Origin of the sequence: Brevibacillus sp. NRRL NRS-603 (genome assembly GCF_003013445.1) — a bacterium.
GTDB lineage: Bacteria > Bacillota > Bacilli > Brevibacillales > Brevibacillaceae > Brevibacillus > Brevibacillus formosus.
Window position 1 is genome coordinate 1 of sequence record NZ_PXZN01000004.1, and the last position, 23,115, is coordinate 23,115.

General features: G+C 46.5%; 20 protein-coding genes and 2 tRNA genes. 13 read left to right on the top strand and 9 right to left on the bottom strand.

Features of this window, described 5'->3' with window-relative positions; translation table 11 throughout:
* Positions 1-517: 517 nt before the first annotated feature.
* Positions 518-1,618 (top strand): chymotrypsin family serine protease, encoded by a 1,101-nt coding sequence (locus C7R94_RS00865; protein WP_106778072.1) that lies wholly within the window; start codon positions 518-520, stop codon positions 1,616-1,618.
* 9 nt (positions 1,619-1,627) lie between these two features.
* On the opposite strand, the gene C7R94_RS00870 is transcribed toward C7R94_RS00865, so the two are convergent.
* The 3 genes from C7R94_RS00870 to C7R94_RS00880 form a co-directional block, all read right to left on the bottom strand.
* On the bottom strand, positions 1,628-3,349 hold the full coding sequence (locus tag C7R94_RS00870; RefSeq protein ID WP_106778073.1) for a protoglobin domain-containing protein: 1,722 nt from the start codon (positions 3,347-3,349) through the stop codon (positions 1,628-1,630).
* Positions 3,350-3,502: 153 nt separating this feature from the next.
* On the bottom strand, positions 3,503-3,928 hold the full coding sequence (fosB, locus tag C7R94_RS00875) for a metallothiol transferase FosB (RefSeq protein ID WP_047071555.1): 426 nt from the start codon (positions 3,926-3,928) through the stop codon (positions 3,503-3,505).
* Positions 3,929-4,027: 99 nt separating this feature from the next.
* Positions 4,028-4,252, bottom strand: a complete 225-nt coding sequence (locus C7R94_RS00880) for a hypothetical protein (RefSeq protein ID WP_047071558.1) — start codon at positions 4,250-4,252, stop codon at positions 4,028-4,030.
* Between the two features lie 135 nt (positions 4,253-4,387).
* Between C7R94_RS00880 and C7R94_RS00885 the strand changes: the two genes are divergently transcribed.
* From C7R94_RS00885 to C7R94_RS00905, 5 genes are all read left to right on the top strand, one after another.
* Entirely contained in the window at positions 4,388-4,894 is a 507-nt protein-coding gene (locus C7R94_RS00885) for a hypothetical protein (protein WP_106778074.1), read from the top strand.
* A 116-nt stretch (positions 4,895-5,010) separates the two neighbouring features.
* Positions 5,011-5,087: transfer RNA gene (locus tag C7R94_RS00890), tRNA-Pro, on the top strand.
* Positions 5,088-5,104: 17 nt separating this feature from the next.
* Positions 5,105-5,187: transfer RNA gene (locus C7R94_RS00895), tRNA-Leu, on the top strand.
* A 188-nt stretch (positions 5,188-5,375) separates the two neighbouring features.
* The gene (locus C7R94_RS00900; protein WP_106778075.1) at positions 5,376-5,900 is read left to right on the top strand and encodes a type 1 glutamine amidotransferase domain-containing protein; all 525 of its coding nucleotides are present in this window, start codon (positions 5,376-5,378) and stop codon (positions 5,898-5,900) included.
* Between the two features lie 311 nt (positions 5,901-6,211).
* Positions 6,212-7,852 (top strand): DNA/RNA non-specific endonuclease, encoded by a 1,641-nt coding sequence (locus tag C7R94_RS00905; RefSeq protein ID WP_233220438.1) that lies wholly within the window; start codon positions 6,212-6,214, stop codon positions 7,850-7,852.
* A 202-nt stretch (positions 7,853-8,054) separates the two neighbouring features.
* Here C7R94_RS00905 and C7R94_RS00910 read toward each other — a convergent pair whose 3' ends face one another.
* The 3 genes from C7R94_RS00910 to C7R94_RS00920 are packed head-to-tail and all read right to left on the bottom strand — an operon-like array spanning position 8,055 to position 11,961.
* On the bottom strand, positions 8,055-9,287 hold the full coding sequence (locus tag C7R94_RS00910; RefSeq protein ID WP_106778077.1) for a Ger(x)C family spore germination protein: 1,233 nt from the start codon (positions 9,285-9,287) through the stop codon (positions 8,055-8,057).
* On the bottom strand, positions 9,280-10,386 hold the full coding sequence (locus C7R94_RS00915; RefSeq protein ID WP_106778078.1) for a GerAB/ArcD/ProY family transporter: 1,107 nt from the start codon (positions 10,384-10,386) through the stop codon (positions 9,280-9,282). Before C7R94_RS00915 ends, C7R94_RS00910 begins: the two co-directional genes overlap by 8 nt.
* The gene (locus C7R94_RS00920; protein ID WP_106778079.1) at positions 10,387-11,961 is read right to left on the bottom strand and encodes a spore germination protein; all 1,575 of its coding nucleotides are present in this window, start codon (positions 11,959-11,961) and stop codon (positions 10,387-10,389) included. It abuts the gene before it with no gap.
* Between the two features lie 314 nt (positions 11,962-12,275).
* On the opposite strand from C7R94_RS00920, the gene C7R94_RS00925 reads away from it, so the two are divergent.
* Both C7R94_RS00925 and C7R94_RS00930 read left to right on the top strand, forming a co-directional pair.
* Positions 12,276-13,997, top strand: coding sequence for a dynamin family protein (locus C7R94_RS00925; protein WP_233220439.1), 1,722 nt, complete (start codon positions 12,276-12,278; stop codon positions 13,995-13,997).
* Positions 13,994-15,961: a dynamin family protein gene (locus C7R94_RS00930; protein ID WP_106778081.1), complete on the top strand. Its 1,968-nt coding sequence runs from the start codon at positions 13,994-13,996 to the stop codon at positions 15,959-15,961. The genes C7R94_RS00925 and C7R94_RS00930 overlap by 4 nt, the downstream gene beginning before the upstream one ends.
* A 346-nt stretch (positions 15,962-16,307) precedes the next feature.
* Here the strand turns inward: C7R94_RS00930 and C7R94_RS00935 are convergent, their stop codons facing one another.
* Positions 16,308-16,955: a ferric reductase-like transmembrane domain-containing protein gene (locus C7R94_RS00935; protein ID WP_106778082.1), complete on the bottom strand. Its 648-nt coding sequence runs from the start codon at positions 16,953-16,955 to the stop codon at positions 16,308-16,310.
* A gap of 158 nt (positions 16,956-17,113) precedes the next feature.
* On the opposite strand from C7R94_RS00935, the gene C7R94_RS00940 reads away from it, so the two are divergent.
* The 4 genes from C7R94_RS00940 (at position 17,114) to C7R94_RS00955 (ending at position 20,512) form a co-directional block, all read left to right on the top strand.
* On the top strand, positions 17,114-17,785 hold the full coding sequence (locus tag C7R94_RS00940; RefSeq protein WP_047072030.1) for a response regulator transcription factor: 672 nt from the start codon (positions 17,114-17,116) through the stop codon (positions 17,783-17,785).
* 10 nt (positions 17,786-17,795) lie between these two features.
* Positions 17,796-19,106, top strand: a complete 1,311-nt coding sequence (locus tag C7R94_RS00945) for a sensor histidine kinase (protein ID WP_106778083.1) — start codon at positions 17,796-17,798, stop codon at positions 19,104-19,106.
* A gap of 139 nt (positions 19,107-19,245) precedes the next feature.
* The gene (locus C7R94_RS00950; protein WP_106778084.1) at positions 19,246-19,842 is read left to right on the top strand and encodes a hypothetical protein; all 597 of its coding nucleotides are present in this window, start codon (positions 19,246-19,248) and stop codon (positions 19,840-19,842) included.
* 1 nt (position 19,843) lies between these two features.
* On the top strand, positions 19,844-20,512 hold the full coding sequence (locus tag C7R94_RS00955) for a PspA/IM30 family protein (protein WP_106778085.1): 669 nt from the start codon (positions 19,844-19,846) through the stop codon (positions 20,510-20,512).
* A 244-nt stretch (positions 20,513-20,756) separates the two neighbouring features.
* Here C7R94_RS00955 and C7R94_RS00960 read toward each other — a convergent pair whose 3' ends face one another.
* A complete protein-coding gene (locus C7R94_RS00960) occupies positions 20,757-21,338 on the bottom strand; it encodes a GNAT family N-acetyltransferase (protein ID WP_106778086.1) in 582 nt (193 codons plus the stop codon).
* A 113-nt stretch (positions 21,339-21,451) separates the two neighbouring features.
* Here C7R94_RS00960 and pdxR point away from each other — a divergent pair, with 113 nt between their 5' ends.
* Complete coding sequence (gene pdxR, locus C7R94_RS00965; protein ID WP_106778087.1) at positions 21,452-22,873, top strand: MocR-like pyridoxine biosynthesis transcription factor PdxR; 1,422 nt, start codon at positions 21,452-21,454, stop codon at positions 22,871-22,873.
* On the opposite strand, the gene C7R94_RS00970 is transcribed toward pdxR, so the two are convergent.
* Positions 22,868-23,110, bottom strand: a complete 243-nt coding sequence (locus C7R94_RS00970; protein WP_106778088.1) for a DUF3951 domain-containing protein — start codon at positions 23,108-23,110, stop codon at positions 22,868-22,870. The two genes, pdxR and C7R94_RS00970, sit on opposite strands and share 6 nt — an antisense overlap.
* Positions 23,111-23,115 lie beyond the last annotated feature (5 nt).

The window sequence follows — 23,115 nt, forward strand, 5'->3', positions numbered from 1 at the left end:
CGGGGAAACGCAAAAGTGGTAGCCGCTTCGTAGCGCAGGCACGGTTGCGTTCCTGCTGCCCGCGAATCCCTTCTCCGCTCGGTAGGACTCCACAAGTCGCTACGTCTGGAAATATTCTTCTCTGTCGTAACTGATTACATTCTTCATTCTTTTTAAAACCCGTTTAACACGGAAAGCTCGTAGAGGAAACAGGAGAAAAAAGCGAAGATCTTAGGGACGCCGACCGAGGCGCAATGAAAAAAAGAGAAACAAGCTCTTAGCGCCCACCTCTGAGAAACTTCCTGAATAGACCACTTTGGGCGCGGGCTTCACTTTTTTTCATGGAGCCGGGCAGTCAATCCCACAGCAGGTGGCCCTAGAATCTGAGCGTTTTCTCCTGTTTCCTCCCACCACTACAGCCCGACCGAGAGGTTTTTAAAAAAGGCTTCCCCGCAATGACAAGTGTCCAACAGTGCTGGCCAAGTTTTACATACGATGACCATGTAAAACAAACTACCTCCAGAAAGGAAGGGGTACTATGGCAACCTTTCAGGAAGCGCTCCTGGCCAAGAAGCATTTGGTCAAAAGGTGGAAGCGAATGCCGGGCGTAATTGGCATCGGGATTGGCTACGCAAACGGAAAAAACAAAAAAGGCGGCGCCTGCATTGTGATGTATACCGTCAATGCAAGTGCCGCCGTGAAGAAGACATGCCCGAGCTGCGTCCTTGTCAAAAGACAGGAGGCGACAGCCCATGTGTCTGTTCCTGTTCGAACTGTCACCTCTGGACGGTGCCATTGTCATCCTGCTGTACGTCCCTCTGCAACGAATTATCGCAGCAGAATCCGACCTGTGATCGCTGGATATAGCATCGGCTACCCAGGGGCCTCCGGAACGGCTGGTTTAATCGTTGCGCGAGGAGGCCAACGGTTTGTGTTGAGCAATAATCACGTCCTGAATCGTAACAATACGAGCGGCTATACCGAAACCATCCAGCCAGGCGGAGCAGACGGCGGCCGTTCAGGAAGGGATCGAATCGGACGCTTGTACCGGTATGTTCGACTACGGAAAAATACAGGTAATCGAATGGATGCAGCGATTAGTATCCCTACTTCGAATCGACTCCTTGCCCCGCGTTACGCAACAGTGGGCAGAGTTCCAGGTGTGATTCGCTCGTATGGCATCGGGCGCAGATTGAAAAAAGTGGGCCGTTCATCAGGGCTGGCATGGGGAACAGTCGAATCGATCCACACCGATATTGATGTCAGTTACGGGAATTACGGAGGACTGGGAACCATCCGTTTTCAGAATCAGACGGTCATCAGGAGTACGGTTCCCATCTCCTTGCCTGGAGATTCCGGCTCTGTTTGGCTGACTGCGGGCAACTACGCTGCGGCTGTGAATTTTGCTGGTTCTGCCAATGGGAGGCTCTCGATTTCGTATCCGGTTGTCTGGGCATTGCAAGCGTTTGGCGTCGGGATACCAAGAGCAGCAGGAAGAGTTGGCAGGTCAGTTGCCAAAGCCAAAAGAGTCAGGCGAACCAACGCTCGTACTAGACCGCTATCTCCTGCGGAGTTAAACCGTGTCCAAACTAAAAAAGCTGCCTCCAAAAGGCAGCCGGGAAAGAAAAAGACGAAATAGATAATATCATTAGGAAACTTCTGTGGCTAGCTGATCCAGTACGCTGAGAATGCGTTGTGATATCTCTTCAAGAGTATCGAAAGTAGCTTCTGCTTCCTCAAGTTTTCCTTGTTTGACGAAGTGGTAAATCCTTCGAACAGTTTCGTGGAACTGTCGATGAGGTTCTTCTAATTGCTTGAAAGAGGCCAAGGTGCTCACGGATGGATTGTTCAGGGCCTCGTCATACCAAATTCCCAAGCGGCATTGATGGTGGTCGACGAGTTCTTTTTCATCAATATGGTGATACCCAAGCATGAAGTTGTAGAGCCACCATCTCCATAAGAGATGATCGGTTTTGACGATTCGCAAGTAATGCTTGGTCTTTATGTGGCTCGTTTGTGTGATGCTCAGCTTGTGCAGGCTGTTAATGCCAGCACCAACATTATAGACGTTTTTCCCTACATTCGAGACGTGCGAAGAGACCTGCTCCATATTCGTAAGGACTTGCGATATGCGCATCGAAATATCATCTGTGGCAGCAGACTGCTCTTGTGCCAATTCTGCGATATGTCCGGTGGAATGTCCGACAGTCTCAATATTTTGCACTATATCTCCTAATATCTCAATCGCATCGCGTGTCTGCATCACTTTATCGTTAAAATGGTCACTCATGAGAGTGGCCGTTTCTTTTACCTGGACAGCTTCATTTTGGACGTTGTTGATTGTGGCTGTAATGCTTTGAACTGATTGCTTGGTCTGTTCGGCGAGCTTTCGTACTTCGTCTGCCACGATAGCAAAGCCTCGGCCGTGTTCGTTGGCACGCGCTGCCTCAATCGACGCATTCAATGCAAGAAGATTGGTTTGATCGGCAATATTGCGGATGACTTGGATGACCTGAGAAACTTCTGCAATGGATGTCATTAATTGCGAAGTTTTTGTTTGCATCTCTTGTAATTCATCTGCCATGGAAAGAAAGCTGGTTAATGAATCTTGGATAATATCCTTGCCCATCGTCGCTTGCTCGATTGTAGTGGAAGCACTCTCTGCGACAGAGACGGCTGATTGAGCCACTTTTTGCACAGATTCGCTTAGTTGCTCAGCAGCAGATCCTACATTGCCAGCTTCCTCAGTTGTATCCTCAAGCGTGTCCAGGACATGCTTGAATTTATCGATCTGAATCACTAACTCCAGAACTTCGCCCAGGCGATCAATGACTTTGTAATCATTGTCCTCCTGATACGATTGAAGGACGATTTGCGAATCAAGCGTGATGATTTTCGTGAGTGCCAACAGGACAGAAGATAATTCCTGGGGACGTTTCGAATAGGCGTTGACGATTGCGGGAATCAAATATTCATAGACCCGCAAGTAAGAGCCCGTATACCATTCTGGCGCAAGTCCAATTTTGCTGTGGACCTCTCCGATTTTCGTGCGCCCGGCAACATAGGCATCGTCTAGCTTGGCGTGTGGAAGCGATTGCAAATAGTGACGAAAGGAAACGGCCAATCGGTCAACTGTCGTATGCGTTTCGATAGTTTGCATTAGATGGGAATATTGACGAAGCATGTGGTAATGACGCTCTGTAATGGACTCTAGGTGTTCTGTTAGGAGTGGTTCAATTTGTTTCAACCGATCAAGGTCTGTCTGATTCATTTGCAAAAAATGAACCTTCCCCGTTAGCTGATCGGACATTTGGACATCGCTTTTTTGAATTGAGGCCGTAACGGTTTGGGCGCCACGCTTACCAAACATAAAATCCCTCCATATGTTTACGAAAAACGGGCCTATTCATAAGGGGAATAGGCCATAAGTGCTTTATAGATTATAGCATTTGCGTATGGAGTTGAAACTTTGGAACTATTGTGATTTTGTGAAAAGTATATTAAGAAATGGCAACATCATCGATTATTCAAAAAAGGTCATGTGATGCTTTTCGTCCCGGTAGTAAGCGAGACGGTCCTGAAGAGTGCCTGTGTGTAATTCAAACTTATGTCCATCAGGGTCGGTGAAATAAATGGATCGCTTATCCCGCTCCGCACGATCCCGCCCATGCAAAATGGTAACGTCATGCTTTTCCAAGTGAGCATACCACTCATCAAATGACTCTTCTGTGATAGTGAAGGCCATGTGTGTATAGGAGTGAGCAATTTCATTGCGTGGGATGTCTGGTTCTTCATTCAGGGCCAACCAGTAGCCATTTAAGTCAAAGTAAGCCAGCTTGCGACCACGTACTAATGGTTTGGCATGCAGGACATCCCGATAAAAACAAAAAGATTTCTCGAGATCTGAGACAGAGAAAAGCAAATGATTCAATCCTTGGAGTTGCGGCAATTTGTCCCCCACCTTTTTAGCAATAATCCTTGCAGCTATTGCTATTGTATGGGGAAAACAGGCAAACCACCAGTCTATTCCGGGTCTGCCTGCATTTGTTTAGGATTGGCTTTGTTGAGCTTTCGCTTGGGTTTGCAGCGTGGATTGGACTTGGGACACCATCGTTTGCGCTTGGGCAATTTCCTGAGACGCTTGTTTCAAGGCTTCTTCAGCGAGCTGCGGATTGGCTGCAGATTGCTCGATCGCTTGCGTAATCATATTTTTTGCCAGCGTGGTGGCTACCTCTGCTTTTTTAAGTGAGTCCGTGTTAATTTGGCTAGGCATTGCTATACCTCCTGCGGGTTTTCATGATGGGAACACTATATTAATTTGCCCTGCACGCAACGGTTTATGTATATAGATACGCGTCCAACCGTTTTCCTTACACGATGCATAGTCTGACAGGGGGAGGGACGCCAGATGAAGAAGCAATGGGTGCAGGTCATTCGATTGGCAGAGCAAGCTTTCTTTACGATTATCTTTTCAGCACATAAGCGGGTAAGGGATCGCGGAATCATTTTGCCAAAACGGTTCAATTCCAAGTTGAAAATTCGCCGTTTCCTGCAAAAATTCATGACGCCTTGTCTGGCAAATCGAGTGATCGGCAATCTTGATTTGCGGCGAATAAACGGACGACTCGCGATCCCGGTAGGTGATACGATAGGGGCGCCACCGATTGTAAAATCACAGGTCCTGTCTTCAGGCAGCAGGTGTGCGACGCTTGTGGTATGGTTTGCCTTCGATTCCAGTGATCGATTTTTCCGCGTGTATCAGTTGAAAAAGCTTCCGAATGGGCGCTGGATCGTTGTAGGGCGTCATCCGCTGGACTATCCGTTTAATCTTCCGCAAGATTTCTTGAGACGACAAATACCATGTGGGAAAATCTGTACACCATGGAGAGTGAAGTTAAATACTAGGAAAAAATAACTATATTCCAAAAAAATCCGGTATTGATATTGGTTCAATTTGCCTGTATAGTATGTAAGTGTTGCGATACTTATCGGAAATTGTCGAATGAGAGAAGGTCCGATATGGTTGGCAATCGGGAAGTAGCTCAGCTTGGTAGAGTACTTGGCTTGGGACCAAGGGGTCGCAGGTTCGAATCCTGTCTTCCCGACCATGTTTTCATTTGAATAGGCCGGTATGGCGGAATTGGCAGACGCGCGCGACTCAAAATCGTGAGGGAAACCGTGGGGGTTCAAGTCCCTCTACCGGCACCAGCAATCTATACATATGGTTTTCGTTATAAGGTGGGGAACAGTGAGTAGGCCTGTTTCTCACTTTTTTTTGTTCTTAAAAGATTGTCCATGAAACCGACAATAGATAGGGAAGATCGCATGTACCTGCTGTCTTTTCCTTTTCTACCTGCTACAATAACGTAGTATAGAAGGAAAAGGAGGCGAGAACGTTGAGACTTGCAGGAAAACAAGTGGTTTGCTTCGTCGAAAGTGAATTTGAGGATCTCGAGCTCTGGTATCCGGTGATGAGACTGCGAGAGGAAGGCGCTACCGTCCATTTCGTCGGCCCGAAGGCGAACCACGTCTACATAGGGAAGTACGGTGTACCTTGCGAGGCTGACAAAGCGATGGCTGATGTCAATCCTGCCGACTATGCAGGCGTACTCGTTCCAGGAGGGTGGGCACCTGACAAGCTGCGCCGCTATCCGGAAGTACTGTCGTTTGTAGGTGCGATGCACGAGGCGAAAAAACCGATTGGACATATTTGCCATGCGGGTTGGGTGCTTGCTTCCGCAAAAATTTTGCGCGGAGTAACCACGACATCCACGCCAGGCATTAAAGATGATATGGAGAATGCAGGCGCGATTTGGGTAGATGAAGAGGTTGTGGTAGACGGTCACATCGTGGGTTCCCGGAGACCGCCTGATCTGCCTGCGTACGCCAAAGCGTTTGCTGATTTGCTCGCACAACAATAGGGAATGCTGAAAAGGGCTTGCTCGGATAGACGGGTAAGTCCTTTCATGAAAGAAACGCCAATCTAGTAGGGGATGATCGGGTGTTCAATAATCGGGAGCCACTCCCAAAAGAAAATCAAAATCATAGGCCAAGCAGCAAAAATCTATCTAACAATGTACTTTCCCCACAAAATTCCCCCCGAAATCTGCCGCCAGTTTTACAGCTCGCCAAAAAAGTAGGAAACAAGGCAATGACGCAACTCCTGCAAAATCAAAAGCAACCTCGAATGCCACTCATCCAAAGGAAACTTAAACAAGAGAATCTCAATAAAATGAAAGCGGACCATCCAGATGCATTCCAACAAGAAGATTTTGAAAAAGCCGTTGGAGATGACGGGAAGTTTACGGATGTGCAGGCGGATAAAGGGCTTCCTACTTTTTGGGGGATGTTAAAGGAAGTATTCGGAGAGAAAAATTTGAATGCAAAGGTATTTGCCAAAACAAAAAACCAATTGGGAGATACATGTGACCGTCCTCATTCTGTTACTGCTCTTATTACAAAAAGTGCCTCTAAAAATGGCCGTGAAGGCTTAAAGTTGGTAACAGCCATCGGAAATCTTGGGAATGAAGAGATTTTCATGCGGGAAGGCGCGATTACCGGGTTATTGGCCAGCTACGAGGGAGGTCACTTGATTGGCTATCAGATCCTCAGAGGACAAGGAGCCGATCAAGAATGGAATGTAGCTCCGCAGGATGCAAAAAATAATAAAGAATCCTACAATAATACAATCGAGGAAATGCTTCGTGAAGCGAAAATTGGAACAAAGTACGAGTACACGGTAGAAGTAAAATACGATCAATTGAACTTCAGTGTAGACCAGGATCAGCTCTTACAATTGGGGATCTTGAAAAAAATAGACGCGGATAAACCATGGGAAATTCAGCTTCCTGTCAGAATCCCATTCAAATGGGAGGCCAAGGCAGAGATGCTCAACGATGGGCAATTTGGTTGTCCGACGGCAGGGGATTCGTCCTATGATCAATATTCAGAAAATATGGACGAAGGTAATCTGGATTATACGGAAAGCGACTATACGGCGAGATACCATTTATGGTATTCCGTCAATCGAGGAGAAGACAAAGACTATACGTCCAGTGATTTGGAAGATACCAAGGGCGTTACAGGTGTTCGTTTTTCCATGCATCAAGCCTTAATGTCAGATCATGCGAAAAATAAAGACCCGATAGCATGGAAAGGAAGGGAAAGGGTAGCGGACTACGGGAGTGTACAAGATGGATTGGTGGCAGAGTCTGCGGGTATTCGAAAAGCGATTGACAACATGTATGAGAAAAACAGACAAGACTTTAACGAGTTTGAAGCCATGGAGGATGCTGATCAACCAGAAGATTTTGAACTAGCTCCTGCTGATGTGATGGACAAGATGTTCGATGAAGGATACAAAAGCTGTTTTATCAAAGAATTGCGGGATGCAAACATTGAGATGGAATACGATGAGTTGAAATATGCAAATGAAAACTATTTGGGTTCTTTTTCCGTGAAGGATGATGACATGAAACTCTTGGAGCTGGAAAAAGATCATCTGAAAGACATCGAAACAAAAATGAACGCAAAAGATATAAGTACAGGCCTGCTGAAGGAATGTAAAGCCATGCTCCAAAAGCAAAGCCGCGTTTTACGAGTTATCCTCAATCATAAAAGGGAAAGAATGACGTATTCAAAGATCGTCAAAAAAACACGTCCTATCTATCAAAAAAAATGGGGAGGGGCGGTCGAAAAATCGATTGCCGCTCATGAAAGATTGAAAAGAATGAAGATGAAAAAAAGAAAAACGTGGTATGACGAAAAGATTTTACTAGACTTCGAGCGGAACAAAAACAATTGCAGGCGAATCGAAACATTTGACGGGTATTTGAAGGAGGAAATACTATTACGAGAAATTGATACAGAATGAGAGAAACACCAGGCCGAAACATGTTGCATTTCGGCTTGGTGTTTTTTATGAACCGGATTTGTTCCGTTTCTTCCACGGTGGATCGCCTAACTCGTGGATTTTGTTATTGATTTTAAAAAAAAGATAGGGAATCAAAAACGCTAAGACCGTCCCTGCGAAGGTCAAATATGGAGGGACGACGCCTAAAAATTTGAACATGGGATCACCTGTTGTTTTGGCGTTCGGTACGGTTGATCGCACCGATATTGCGTAGATAGACCTTTGCTTGAATGATTATCTCACTTTTTTCATACAGACGCTGTCCTGTTTCCCAATCCTGCCGAATCTTTTTCCATAGCGAATAATGATGCTGCTTGAGATAGCTGCCAAGCTTGATGACATCCACTTTCATTTGATTATGGACTTTCCTGATGGTGTCATTACTCATTCGCTCGATTTCTTCGGCAAACACTTGTTCAAGCTTCTCCATTGCCGTGTTATTCAAGTAATCCATTGTGGCATAAGACTCGGCCAATGTGCCTTCACATTCGATTTCTATCGTGAATTTCATGTGCTGCCGATCTCGTAAATCTGCCTTAATGCCATGTTTGATCCCTTGGATGTTCATCGAGACGAGACTGTTTTTAAATTTGCCTTTTAGCATGCCTCCGTTAATATTTCCCGTGAGAAAATTCAGTCCCTCCGTCTCTTCCTCCCCGAGAAAACCCATCAACTGATTGTCATAAGAAAAAACAGCTGCACCTGCTAATTTTACCTCCTGCTCTTCGGGTCTGATTCGCGGAACCACAAAGCTGTAAGGGCTGAGAAGCTCCTCGTGGACATCGCCCAATCGGACTTCTGGAAGCATCCGAGCATTTTTAATATTGTTCTCCGCGACAGAGTTGACGTAAATAGCCGGCAGCTTTTCTGTTTTAGGTTTGACTTCCAGTACCTCCTTGGCAAGACCTTTTGAGATAAAGACCTTGCTGCTTCGCCTGGAGTCTGGATCACGCAGATAGAAATCGAGTGCTCGGGCAAAACCATCTTTGGTACGGGCCACTTCCTCAGAGACGATCAGGATCTTCATATGCTGATAAAACGGGGCTCGGCTGGTACGGGTAGCCAATTCGCGAGAAATCTCAAAAAGGGAATCCCCTTCGGATACGAGATTGTGAAAAGCCTCATTGGCTGTGTTTTGGCCGCCTCCGCTTCCTTGACCGCCTGAGACCAACCCACCGGGTACGACGAATTGATGTGTGACGAGAAAGCGTTCTTTTACGGGAGGTTTGTCGGGAGCCTCTTGCTTGGCTTGCTGCTCGGTTTCTTTCGTACGAGGTATATCAATCCCTACGCCTACGACAAATCCTCGTTCCTCAATTTGAACCTGATCCCAGCAGCCAGCCAGCAACGTCGAGAGAAGCAGGCATATACAAAAGGTAGTGAGCTTGCTATTCATGACCCTTTACACCTCGTATGACAGCGATGAGGAGCAGCAAAATCGGACATAAATAGACGACGATCATTCCGAAATAGGTGATGCTGTCAGCAAACGTGAAGAAATCAACCAGGTTTTGCGGGAGCATCGCTACAAAATAAATAATGGGAGAAAGAATGAGCACCCAAACCGTTTTGCGCACCTTATGGAACATGGACTGCAAGTTGAGCACCGTAATATCGAGCCACATCGCACAGGTGTTGAAGATTGTCATGATCCAGATGGTAAAGAAGATGGATTCCACCCGTTCAAAGAAGCCGCCAGGGATTTCTACCTCTTTTGCCAGCTCGATGGTTGGATAGGTCAAGTTCGTTGCAACATCAGCAGAGAAGACCCCGATGACAAATATGTAGATGGTCAAGTAAAGCAAAATGGGAATCGAGAGACCTAGTGTTACCGCTTTTGCCCCTTCCTTAGGGTTCTTCATTAGCATGGTGTAAAACAGGATAATCTCGAAGCCTGAATAAGACAGTCCGACCGCTCTTGTTCCTTCCATGAGTGCGGGCCAGTCAGAAGAAAAGAAGGGCCGGATATTTTCTACCTCGAACAGCTGAGTCGTAAAGAGCAAGACGATGAGCATGACGACGAGAACGACAGGGAGAAAGAGCAAGTTGAGCCGTAGCATGGAAACGCGCGTTCCGACTACGGCGTATTGAACAATCAACAGAAAGGAGAGTGTGATCATCTCAACCGGTGTATTGTAAAACAGGTATTGCTTGGCAATATTTCCGATCGCCCGGATTTCAAACGAGACGAAAAGCATGGTGTAAATACAGACGACCAGGGTCAGGATGTAGGCGATCGGTTTGGTCGCGATGATCGAGGTGAATTCAAAGAAGCTTTGTCTAGGAAAGCGAGCCGCCAGCTTGGCAAGCAGCCAGCCAATCACACACGCGCAGAATCCGCTCAAAACAACCGAAATCCATCCGTCGAAAGCACCTGTTGCCTTGGCTAGGGAGCGGGGAAAGGTCAGAATGCCGACGCCGATTGTGACAGAGGCGATGCTGATCCCCATATGATTTTTGCTGATCATTTTCTCCGCCAAGGTTTGTGAGCTCACTTACGACCCTCCTGTGTTCATACGATTTTCGTCTTTCGGGTGAAGAGCATCTGGTCGGTTCTTTAAGAAGGTCACAGGTGCCCGCAAAATTAAATCCTTCCAGTCCCTCGGCATATGAGGAGCAAGAGGCGCCAAATAAGGGTACCCGATGCTGGTCAGATTGGATAAATGAATCATGATGACAATCAAGCTTAGCACCACGCCATAAATCCCAAAGATGGCCGCCATAAACATGGCGAAAAAACGAATCATCCGAAAAGCGATGGCGAGGTGATAAGCAGGGATGGCGAACGAAGCGATAGCAGTAAGAGCGACGACGATGACCATGACCGGACTGACGATGCCCGCAGATACCGCAGCGTCACCGATGACGAGACCGCCGACGATCCCGACTGTCTGGCCGATCGGCTTCGGCAAGCGCAATCCGGCTTCCTGCAACAGCTCCATCGTCGTTACCATCATGATCGCTTCTACGAATGCCGGAAAAGGAACTCCATCACGCGTGGCTGCAATCGAGAAAGCGAGATCAGACGGGATCAAGCCGGGATGAAAGGTGACGAGAGCAATATAAAAAGAGGGTGAATAGACAGCCAAAAAAGCTGCCAAATACCGCAAAAGCCTTGCTAAAGTGCCTACAATCCAACGCTCGTAGTAATCCTCTGGTGAATGCAGGAGCAAGCCAATCGTCACAGGCAAAATGAGCACCATCGGAGTCCCGTCCACCAGTATCGCAATGCGGCCTTGAAACAATGCCCCACTCACTTTATCGGGACGCTCCGTGTTATGAACCTGAGGAAAAGGAGACAGAAAATCATCTTCAATCCACTGTTCGATAAAACCGGACTCTTCTACCTCATCGATATCAATTGTGGAGATTCGCCGCCTCACTTCATTCAGCAGTTCTGGATCAACGATGTTTTCAATGTAGGCGATGATCAGATCTGTCCTGCTTCGTTTCCCTACGATGGACCCTTCAAAGCGCAAGCTCGGGTCTTTGACACGTCTGCGTATAAGAACGGTGTTGTCCCGGATACTCTCTGAAAAGCCATCCCGGGGACCTCGAACCAGCCCTTCGGAGACTGGCTCCTCGACAGAACGGGTTTTCCATCCCTTGCTGTCGATAATGATGACTTCGGCGGATCCATCTACGAAAAGGGCTGTATCCCCAGAAAGAATGCTTTCGAGTGTTTTTGTAAAATCCGTTGCTTTCGATATTTCGACGACAGAAAGGACTTCCTCATAGAGCATCCGGACAATCTCATCTGGTTCAGTGGGCACCATTTTGGAAGCAGTCGAGATCATCAACTGGATTTGTCCAAGTACTTGCGTGTCCAGCATATCGCAGTTCGCCAATCCATCAATCGCAATAACACCACAGGAATGATTGGTGTTGCCGATAAAAAAGGAACGAGTTAATAAATCATGTGGGCTGCCCAGCACAGTCTTAAACGTATCCATGTTTTGCTGCAAACTGGTCGATAGTGCAAGTGCAGGATCATTTCGCTGCTGCAAACGCTGTGCGATAAGAGAGGGAGTTTTCTTTTGGCGACGCTGGGACAAAAATCTGCGCATCATTTGAAGTTCCTCCCGTTCAGATTGCGAATATCATGTTAGTGCGATTTTTTCCAGATAAGAGGAAAATTATGCGGAGGAATAGGCGAATGCTAAATCTTTCATAGTTTTGAATTGAACTCATTTGTGACCTATGGTACATTCGGCATGGTAGAATAGAGAGTAGTAAAAAGGAAGTTCAAAAAATCGTCTTTTGATCATGAAGTAGTCATGAAAGCTTATTCGACATCGAAAATGGCGTTCACCATCGAAGTCCGGTGCTCATGTAGGTCCCCTACACTCCGCTCCTCCTTCTTCAGGTACTGGCCATTTTCTCGATGCTGAAAAGACGACTTTTTGAACAGGCACAAGTAGAGAGAGTAGGAACGATGGAGAAGGGTGGAATAGAAGTGCTTGACAGTCAAGTATTGATCCGGGAAACGGACTTTTCCCGACTGGCACATACATGGGAAGAACTTGCAGAAGTAATGAAATCGCAGGGAGACGAAACCACGGCTCACAAGCTCATTCAACTGGCCGCAAAAACAAAGTGCGCTGAACTGAATATTGCGTTTTGCGGACACTTTTCCGCTGGAAAATCAACGATGATTAACACGCTTCTGGGTGTCAACTTGCTGCCGTCCAATCCGATTCCGACAAGTGCGAATGTCGTGAAGATTCGTGGCGGAGAAAAAGCGGCTCGCGTCTTCACCATGAACAGCGGAGTCCTTACATTTGATCCAGATACGGAGATGGAGAAGCTCAAACAGTTTGCTGTTGACGGAGATACGGTTGAATCCGTAGAGGTCGCTTATCCGGGAACATTCCTTGACGAATACGCCAGCTTGCTCGATACACCGGGCATTGACTCAACAGACGCCGCACACAAAATCGCTACGGAATCTGCCCTGCATTTGGCTGACGTCGTCATTTACATGATGGATTATAACCATGTTCAAGCCGAAGAGAACTTCAACTTTACGAAGACGTTGAAGGACCGTGGCAAGCCAGTTTATCTGGTTGTGAACATGATCGATAAACATATTGATTTCGAATTGGATTTCGATAGCTATAAGGAAAGTGTCGAGGAAGCATTCGCGACCTGGAACATTCATCCTGATGGTATTTTTTACACGTCGCTTGCGGAGCCGGATCATCTTGAGAACATGTATGCGGAATTTAAGGGCATGCTCTCGCAGTTGATTGCTGATCGTGAAAAGCTGGTTGGCACGAGCGTTCGCAGTGCTGCCGAGCATTTGATCGACGAACACATCCAAGTAGTAAGAACAAGCCAGGCAGATCAACGCCAGCAGTGGGAAGCCCAGCTGGATGGCCTGGAAGTAGAAGGCGTCGACAGTCGTAATAGAGCGGCTGTGCAGAAAGCGCTTGAGCAGGAAGAAGCGACAGCAGCGGCTCTAGAGCAGCGTGCTGAGGATGCCCGATTGCAGATGGAAAAAGAGCTGAGTGTACTTTTGGACAATGCTCGTTTGACTTATTTCAGCACGAACGAAGCTGCACGAAGCTACTTGGAGAGCCGCAAGCCGGGCTTCAAGGTGGGATTGTTGTTTGCAGGCAAGAAGACGGAGGAAGAGCGCGCACGCCGTGAAGAAGCGCTTCTCGTCGAGTTCCGTGAAAAAGTGGCGGGAAATCTCGACTTCCATTTCAAAGAATGGCTCGGCAAGCAGCCGCAAGTGTTTGATTTGCGGAGCGAAGAATATCACGCCAGTGTGCACGCGACCAAGATCGAGATTACGGGCGAGTTCCTGAGCAAGCACATCAAAGAGGGGGCTGCTTCGAGTGAGTACGTCCTGAACTACTGTGCGGATATTTCCAGCGGGATGAAGCTGGAGTACAGACGAGTGGGTCTCTCCTTCATTGCACAAGTGGTTGAGATGATAAAGGAAAAAGTGCGTGTAGAAAGTGCAGCTCAAGGCGAGCGTCTTGGCGTATTGCGTGAATTGGCAGCACTGCATCAAAAGCTGGCTGGACTGGAAGCGAGAGAAGAAGAAACCAAGGATCGTCTGTTGGCGATTATGCGTGGAGGAGAACAAGTAGCATGAATCAACTACGAGACAAACTAATTGCGGCAGCAGAGCGTCTGCGACGCGCAAGTGAAGAAGTCGTTTCTGTACCAGGGATGCAAGCACAGGCACAGGCGATGCTGGATCGCGCAGATCGCCTGACTGCCAATCGTTTTACGGTTGCACTGTTTGGTGCTTTTAGTGCAGGAAAATCCTCGTTTGCCAACGCCTTGATGGGCGATCTTGTGCTGCCAGTATCGCCGAATCCGACGACAGCCGCGATCAACAAAATTATGCCGCCTACGGATGAGCGTCCACATGGAACTGTGCGTGTTGTCTTGAAGGAGCGCGAAGCAATTGAGCAGGATGTTATCCGTTCTTTGGCTGTGTTTGGACTGGTTGCGTCTGATCTGGATGGGGCATTGGCTGAGCTCGGCAAGATCGACGTCGCCCAAATCCCGCCTACGGCAAAACCTCACTACACCTTTTTGAAGGCTGTTACAAAAGGTTTGCCAGAAATGGCTGCTCATCTTGGTGGAGAACTGCTGGTGGATATGCAGGCATTCAAAGGCTTTGTAGCCAAGGAAGAAAAAGCTTGTTTTGCGGAATACATCGAGCTGTTCTATTCCTGCCCGCTGACTGACCAGGGCATCGTTCTCGTTGATACGCCTGGTGCGGATTCCATCAATGCGCGTCACACAGGTGTGGCGTTTGAATACATGAAAAACGCGGATGCCGTGCTGTTTGTGACCTATTACAACCACGCCTTTTCACAGGCAGACCGCGAGTTTTTGCTGCAAATGGGACGGGTCAAGGATACGTTTGAAATGGACAAAATGTTCTTTATCGTCAATGCTTGTGACCTCGCAGCAAACGATGAGGAATTGCAGGGTGTGATTACCCACGTAGAGAAAAACCTCCTCTCGTGCGGAATTCGCCTCCCACGTATTTATCCGGTGTCGAGCCAGACTGCTCTGTTGGCACGGATGCACGAAAAAGGCAAGCTGGCAGCTTCTGCGGAGAAAGTATACCGCCAGCGCACGAATACGGCTGAAGGCGAGCCGCTGATGCCGGCAGATGAAGCATTCAAGTTCTCGGGAATGGCGTCGTTTGAAGCAGAGTTCCTCCGCTTTACGATTGAAGAGCTGACGCAAATTGCTGTGAATTCAGCGATTGGTGAAATCCGCCGGGCCCACGATACCTTGACAGAATTCATGCGTATGGCACAGTCCGGAGAAGACGAGCGTCTGTTGCGCAAAGAAGCAGCAAGCAACGCCAAAACACAGGCTCTGTCAGCTGTTGAAGCGCTGTCTACCGCTTCGTTCGAACGCGACTTGGCAAAAGAGCGCGAGGAGCTGCTCTACTATGTACGCCAGCGCTTGTTCTTCCGTTTCAATGAACTGTTCAATCTCGCTTTTAACCCGGCTGTCATCAAGGACGATGGACGGAACATGAAGCAAGCACTGCAAGGTTGCTTGACTGATCTGCTGCGTTCGATCAGCTACGACTTGGCGCAGGAGCTGCGTGCCACTACCCTTCGCTTGGAGAAATTCACGAACAAGCAGGGGGCAACGCTTGTTACGGCGTGGCAAAAGGATGTACAAGGCTACGCAGCAGGCTTGACCTTGGCACCTTATCAGCAGAGACAGGTGGAAACACTGTCCTTTGCAAACGAGCTGCCAGTAGCTGAATCTGCCTTTGCATCAGCGATTTCCTTGTTCAAAAACACGAAAGACTTTTTCGAGCAGGATGGCAAAGCGAAAATGCGTGAGGAGCTGGAAAAGCGCATGCAAGAACCAGTGAGCGGCTATGTAGAAATCGGAAACAAGCAGTTGGATGAGCAATTTTCTACGCTGTTCCAAGAGCTGGTGGCAAGTGAGCGCAATCGCGTCATCGACCAGATCAACGAGTACTTCACAGGTCTGTTTGCCGCTCTTGAGATGAACGTCGATCTCGACGAGTTGGCGGCGAAAGTAAGCCGTGTGGCGGCTGAGTTGGAATAGAGAGGTTTGAGGGTAACAAATGAAAAGGGCAGTTCCCGGATCTTGTAAAGACCAGGGGATTGCCTTTTTCATTTGTTAGATAGAGCATGTCACACTTGCCGTTCCATTAAAAAATGCCCCAAAGAACTTTCAGCTCTTTGGGACATTTGATTAATAACAATTATTCAATTCTCCTTACTGGTCACCTTATCGAATCTGCCGCATGCTAAAGGCTGCTTCGAGGGAGAATAGGATGCGCCCTGCTCAGTACAGTGACTTGACTTGTAAGCGCCATTTTGCAAAAGGGACTGTATGGGTGGAACAGGAAGTTGTTCTGGTGCAATGACCAGGAAGCTTATTTTTCCCCTCATAGCTGATCGTCTAAATGAATGACGGTTGATTTTGTGCGAATATCCACGTGTCTGGTGAAAAAACCCATGAGCCAAACTGCGATCCAAACGAGTATCGTACCGGCCACGGTGATTATAAAATGACCACCTGTATGAATGAACAAAACGGCAAGACCAATAAAGCTTAGGTACGAATGTATTTTTCTCATGATCTGCGTGCGAACACGTCGGATAAGCCAACCATAGACAGCCAATACAAGTAAAATAAGGAAAGAGGCAATTCCATTCAACATTCCTTTATGTGTGAGTTGTTCCGTTAACAGATAATAACTGCCATGTAAGATACCAAATACTAATGCTGTCCATCCTGTAAATAGATGAAGATGGTAGATTGCTTTTGATATATGTTTGACGAGCGGGGATGGAGAAGAAAGAAACTTTTTAAAGCGAATCCAGGAAAAACTGATCACACCGGCAATATACGAGAAAGTTCCAAGTAAATGAAAGATTTCTCGATAACCATCGCTCGCCATATTCGGATGACCACCACCAGTAGCAGGATCTTGGTGCATTTTTTGTGGTGTGGTATAGAATGAATAAAGAATAAGCATTGCAATAACCATTAGGAAAAGGATCGCGGGTAGCCAAGGTTTTATTTTTTTCACAAAAGTCACCTCTGTATTTAAGTTAGATAAATAGTAGCGAAGAAAACTTAACAAATCCTTAAGTTACGAGGATGTGAATTTTAAGGAAGAGTTAAGGGTTGTAAGACATAATTGAAGCAGTATGAAAACAGATGTATAGATGTGGGGTGAAGCGGATATTGCGGTTGTTAGTTGTAGAAGATAATCTCCCGTTGAAAGAATCGATTATTCAAATATTAGTGGATGAGTTTAAAGTAGATGGAGTATCTGAAGGGGAGGAAGCACTCTTTCTAGCAATGCAAAATATTTATGATGCTATTGTGCTAGATGTGATGATACCAGGAATGGATGGCTTTCAAATTATAGAAAGCATGCGCATGGAGGGAATTAAAACGCCAGTATTATTCTTAACAGCGAGGGATTCATTGGAGGATAGAGTGCAAGGTCTGGAGTTGGGAGGAGATGATTACCTGACCAAGCCTTTTCAAATGGCTGAATTAAAAGCACGCATTCGAGCCCTGTTAAGAAGGAGCGGCAGTTTGACGACTGATCATACCTTAAAGTACCGGGGCATCGAGTTAGTTGGTAAAGAACAGGAAATCCTGGTAGATCAGGCGCCTGTAAAATTGACAATAAAACAATACGAATTATTGGAATACCTCGTACAAAACAAGGGCACCATTCTGACAAAAGAGCAGATTTACGATCGCATATGGGGATTCGAGTCAGATACAACAATATTAGTTGTTGAGGTTTTTGTGCATCATCTTCGAAAAAAGCTGGAGCCCTTCGGATACCATAAAGATATTCAAACCATTAGAGGCGTTGGGTATATGTTAAAAGAACAGTAAGGGGAAGAATATGTTCAGACGAACGCATATGCGGCTTACCATTATGAATTCAGTTGTTTTCATAATGCTTATCGGTTTGCTAGCTACTGTGATCTATTTTTTCACCTATGTACAATTGTATAAGGATGTTGATCGATCCTTGCTAAAAACAGCTGAGAAGTTAAACCCGCAGCTTAGGCCTGGAAGAAACGATGAGCCTAGGAGTAAGCCCGAGGGTGGGCCTGGAGCTGGCGCAAAGAAAGGACCTGAAAAAGGACCCGCTCTCGAGGAATTCTTGTTTGAAAATGATCCGCGTGTCATTACGCTTGTCTGGAATGATAAAAATGAACTGATTAATACGGGCCCAGGAGTAGATTTCTTTCAAAAAGCGAATTTCGTCAAGAAGCCAAGGCATTTTGATGGTGGAGAGATTCAGGAAATTCATGTTGATCGCTTTGCTTTTCATGTGAAAACCATGAAGGTTCATTCCTCGAGTGGGGTAATAACGGTACAGTATCTCCGCAATGTAAATTCAGAGAAGGAGCTTCTGGACAGATTGCTCGTCATTATTATCATCGGAAGCTGTATCGGGGTCATATCGGCTGTGATTGCCGGTTATTTTCTTGCAGGTCGAGCATTGGTCCCAATACAAAATTCCTGGACAAAACAACAACAGTTTGTTTCAGATGCTTCTCATGAATTAAGAACACCACTTGCTGTCATACAAGCAAAAACAGATTTATTATTTCGCTCACCTTCTGCAACGATTCAAGAAAAAAGTATTGATATTTCCATGATTTCAAATGAGTCTAGAAGATTATCCAAACTGGTCACCAATTTACTTACCTTAGCGAGATCTGATTCCAATCAGATGGAAATGAAGAAACAGCCCTTTTTGCTTGATGAAGTTCTGCGAGATATTGTAGCTAACTATGAAGAAATTGCTATATATCAAGAGAAAGCGATCACTCTTCATACGCCAGTAAATATCAGTTTCACAGGAGATAAAGAAAGGGTCCATCAGTTGATTCTTATTTTCTTGGACAATGCGATGAAATATACAGAAGCAGGAGGCGAAATCTCACTTATATGTGAACAAACTGCCTCCACAATTAAACTGAAGGTGAAAGATAACGGGATTGGAATGGACGAGAAAGAAATTCCAAACATTTTTGAGCGGTTTTACCAAAGCGACAAAGCACGGACGATGGCAGAAGGTTATGGTTTGGGGCTTTCTATTGCCAAGTGGATTATTGACAAGCATCATGGAAAAATTACGGTCAGCAGCAAAGCAGGGGAAGGAACCTGCTTTGAAATTACGTTCCCTAAGAATCAAAAATAACAAAGCATTGGGTACCGATTCCATTGGTACTCTTTTTTCTTTTTCCGGCTCTTGTTGTTCTTAAGGAAAAGTTAAGACTGGAGGTCCATAATCGTACCTGTAAACAAAACATCTCATCATCGAAAAAGGAGGAGAATGGATGGAAGAAAAAAAAAAGAAGCGGAAAATCTGGAGGTGGCTGATCGTTGCTACCGTCTCCGCTGTCATTCTTGCTGTTGGATTCCGGGCTTTGCATGCAACAGGCTGGATGAATAAGGAGATGCTCGCTTTTCCACATGTTCATCAAATCTTTGTAAGCATGCAAGACAGAGGCGAGAAGGAATTGGTAGGACAAAGAGAACATTCGGAGCGATTTCAACCCAAATCTGAAGGAAGGCGATTGCACAAAGAGGATATCAAACGAGAACACGGTGAGCGAAGACATCAAGCAGATGGTTGGATATTCTTCCTGATTGCAGCAGGTCTTGTCATCAGTGGTTGGTTTGTTCGCAAACATGCAAATGAGAGTATCTGGAGAAAATGGACAGGCTGGCTTCTGATCTTTGTTGGGGTTCTTCCCATCCTGCCATTACTTGTCATTGGATTCGTCATTTACTGGTTATGTATACGAATCAGAACGCGTAAAGGGAATATCGTTTTTGTTGAAGTACCACTTCACTCCCCATATGCAGGAGAGAATAGGAATTCAGCCATTTTAGATAACTGGGAAAAACAGATGTCAAAGGAGGAAAAGTAAGATGGGTATTTTTAAACGGGTAAGAGATATTGTTGTTGCAGATGTGCATGAGGTATTAAATAAAGTAGAGAATCCAATCACTTTGTTAGATCAATATATAAGAGACATGGACAATCAAATCGAAAAAGCCAATCAGGCACTTTCCTATCAACTCTTTCTTGAGAAAAGGTATGATCTTCTCATCGCAGAAGAAGAAGCAAACATAGAAAAGCGCGCGAAGCAAGCCAGCCTTGCTGTTGATTGTAATGAAGATAACATGGCAAAGCTCGCTCTACAGGAAAAAGTAATTCATGAAAATAAGCGCAATCTGTACCAGGATCAATATGACGCGACAAAAAAACAGACTGCGATCCTGTATGAACAAATAGATAAACTTAAAAACACCTATCAAGAGTTCCAATTCAAAAAGCTGGTGTTAACATCCAGAGCCCACGCTGCAAAATCTATCAAGCAAGGACAGGAAATGTTGTCAGGGTTTCATAGCGACTATGCAATGAAAGGATTTGCGAGGGTAGAAGAGTTTGTCCAGAAGCTGGAAGCTGAAGTAGCTGCGAGTTCATACGTTTACGGTACGAAAGCTGTCGACAGGAATCCACATATTGATCATCTTCTGGCAGAAACAGTGGAGGCGCAATTAGCAGAGCTGAAAAAAACGAAAGAAGTGAAATAAGAGGATGTGAAACGCAGATAAACTCCCTTTTTTTGTTCAGATAGAAGGGAGTTTGTTTTTTGCGGTACCCGACAACCGACTGAACAGACTTCCGCTGCTGCATGATAAATGGCACCAACAAACACATAGCTCTTTCGTTCTGCATTCGACTTTTGGACGGTGATATCTTCCATATTGGGCATACAGTTTCCTCGTATAGGGAGTTTCCTATACAGATGGAAGATGCTCATGTTAAAAACAACCGTTATTCAAAAGTTTTATTTCCGATCTCCCATTCCTCCCGCAATATCCCCATCTTAATCGCATCGTAATATTCACCGCGAACAATCCTTGCTTTGCGTACCCGCGCTTCTTCCACCATTCCCATGTGAGCAGCCAGCTTGATCATACGTTCGTTGCCGGACCACGTCCCAATGCCTAAACGTACCGTATCCATGTGGGTAAACAAGTAGTCGATCCACATCCGAAACGCTTCCCGGCCATAGCCATTTTGCCAATAGCGGGAGTCGTAAATGACGATTCCGATTTCGCACCAGTTCGTCTCTTCGGATACCCAATAGCGACCGACACTGCCTTTTAGCTCCCCATCAATCTCAATCATCAGCTCAGTTCTTGGTGCATCTGTCCCGACGAGAGCGAGAGACTCCTGATGGCGTGGGAGGGCACGATACTCTTCTCTTGTGTAAGGATCAAGCGGTTTGTAGGGGCCATTCCAATTGAGATGTTCACGATCTTCTGCTTCGTATTTCCAATAGTAGATGGTATCTATATCTTCTGCTCGAATATCACGTAAAATGACCTTTTCTCCTTGCAAATGAATACGCATGATTGCTTCTCCTTTCGTGTGGGTAAATCTGGTACAATCATTGTAAAAGAGAACTGCTCCTATACATAGTGACAGTTTGGTAGAGTTGGATGGGTACAGAATGGAGGCCGCTGATGGAATACATGCCGATCGTGGATGCACAGAGCAAAGAACCTTTATATCAGCAGCTATACAAGCAATTGAGCAAATGGATCGCATCAGGAGAGATACCGTCTGGAACGAAGCTGCCGTCGATCCGTCAGTTGATGAAAGCAAGCGGCGTCGGAAAAAATACGATTGAGGCAGCCTATCAGCAACTGCTCGCAGAAGGCTACATCGTGAGCCGGGAGCGAAGCGGATTTTTTGCTGCCGAGATCGAGAGATGGTCAGAGCCAGTAGATCAGGATGAGGAGATTGCCCTGTACTCGTCCATCTTGAAAAAGAAAAAAGGAGAGCACCTCTCTTGTCGATACAATTTCCACGGTTCTGTCATTGATACAAAGCACTTTCCTTACGCTGCATGGCGCTCGTGCATGCTGGAGGCGCTGGATGTCTATCCGGAGGACTTTTCTTTTTATGGAGATGATCAAGGAGAGTGGGAACTGAGAGAGGAGCTCAGTAAATATTTGCGCAGAGCACGTACGCTCCTTTGTCAGCCCGAGCAAATCATCATCGGCACCGGATTACAGCAGGCTCTCAGCTTTCTATGTCTGCTCTTGGCGGATCGGCACCGTGTGGTTGCGATCGAGGAGCCTGGGTATGCCGATGCTCGAATCGTTTTTTCGCATCACGGGTACGAGGTCGTGTCGATACCGTTGGAAGAAGAGGGGCTGTCCATTGAAGCCTTGGAGAAAAGCAACGCAACTGTCGTATACACAACTCCGGCCCATCAATATCCGTATGGGATGGTCATGCCAGTCGGTCAGCGCCAACAATTGCTGCAATGGGCAAAGAGAAAGAACGGAATCATCATCGAAAATGATTACGATGGCGAATTCCGCTACGATGTACACCCTACGCCATCTCTGCAAGGAATGGATCGGGATGGATGTGTTGTTTATATCGGCAATTTTTCCAAAGCATTTTCTCCAGCACTTCGCTTGGATTATACGGTACTTCCGAGGCAATTGCTCGGGCGTTATTTGGAAGCATTTCAGGCGTATCCTTCCCCAGTTTCCCGCCATTTGCAGCGGAGCATGCAGTTGTTCATGCAAAAGGGCTATTGGGAAAAGCATGTCCGAAAAATGCGCACCGTCTATCACCGCAAGCACGATGCTCTGCTTCGTGCGATACAGACGTACATGCCACGGGAAGTACGAGTATTGGGGCAGTCAGCAGGGCTGCATATTTTGCTGGAGGTAGATACTTCCCGAACGGAGAAGGAGCTGATCGAGCTGGCGCGTGGGGTCGATGTCCGCGTTTATCCGAGCGGCCATAACTGGGCCAATGATCCGACGAATGCTCGGCCGCGAATCATTGTTGGATTTGGTGGAGTGGAGGAACAAGACATTGCGGTAGGAATCAGGCGTTTGGCAGAAGCTTGGTTTTCGTTATGATCTGCGCTTTTGCCGAAGCTTCTCGTTCTTATCCTTGTCGTCACCTTCCTCTTCCTCCGATTCTTTTTTCTCGATCTTTTGCTCATGGAATTCGACTGGTGTTTGCCCAAGCACGCGATCTAGCGGGGTGTAGTAGTGCTCGACCGTTTTCTTTTGGATAAAAAAGCGGTAGCAAGCCATCCCGAGCATGCCAAAAATCAAAAGGGATACGCCAATAATCAAGCTGGACATCATCATCTATT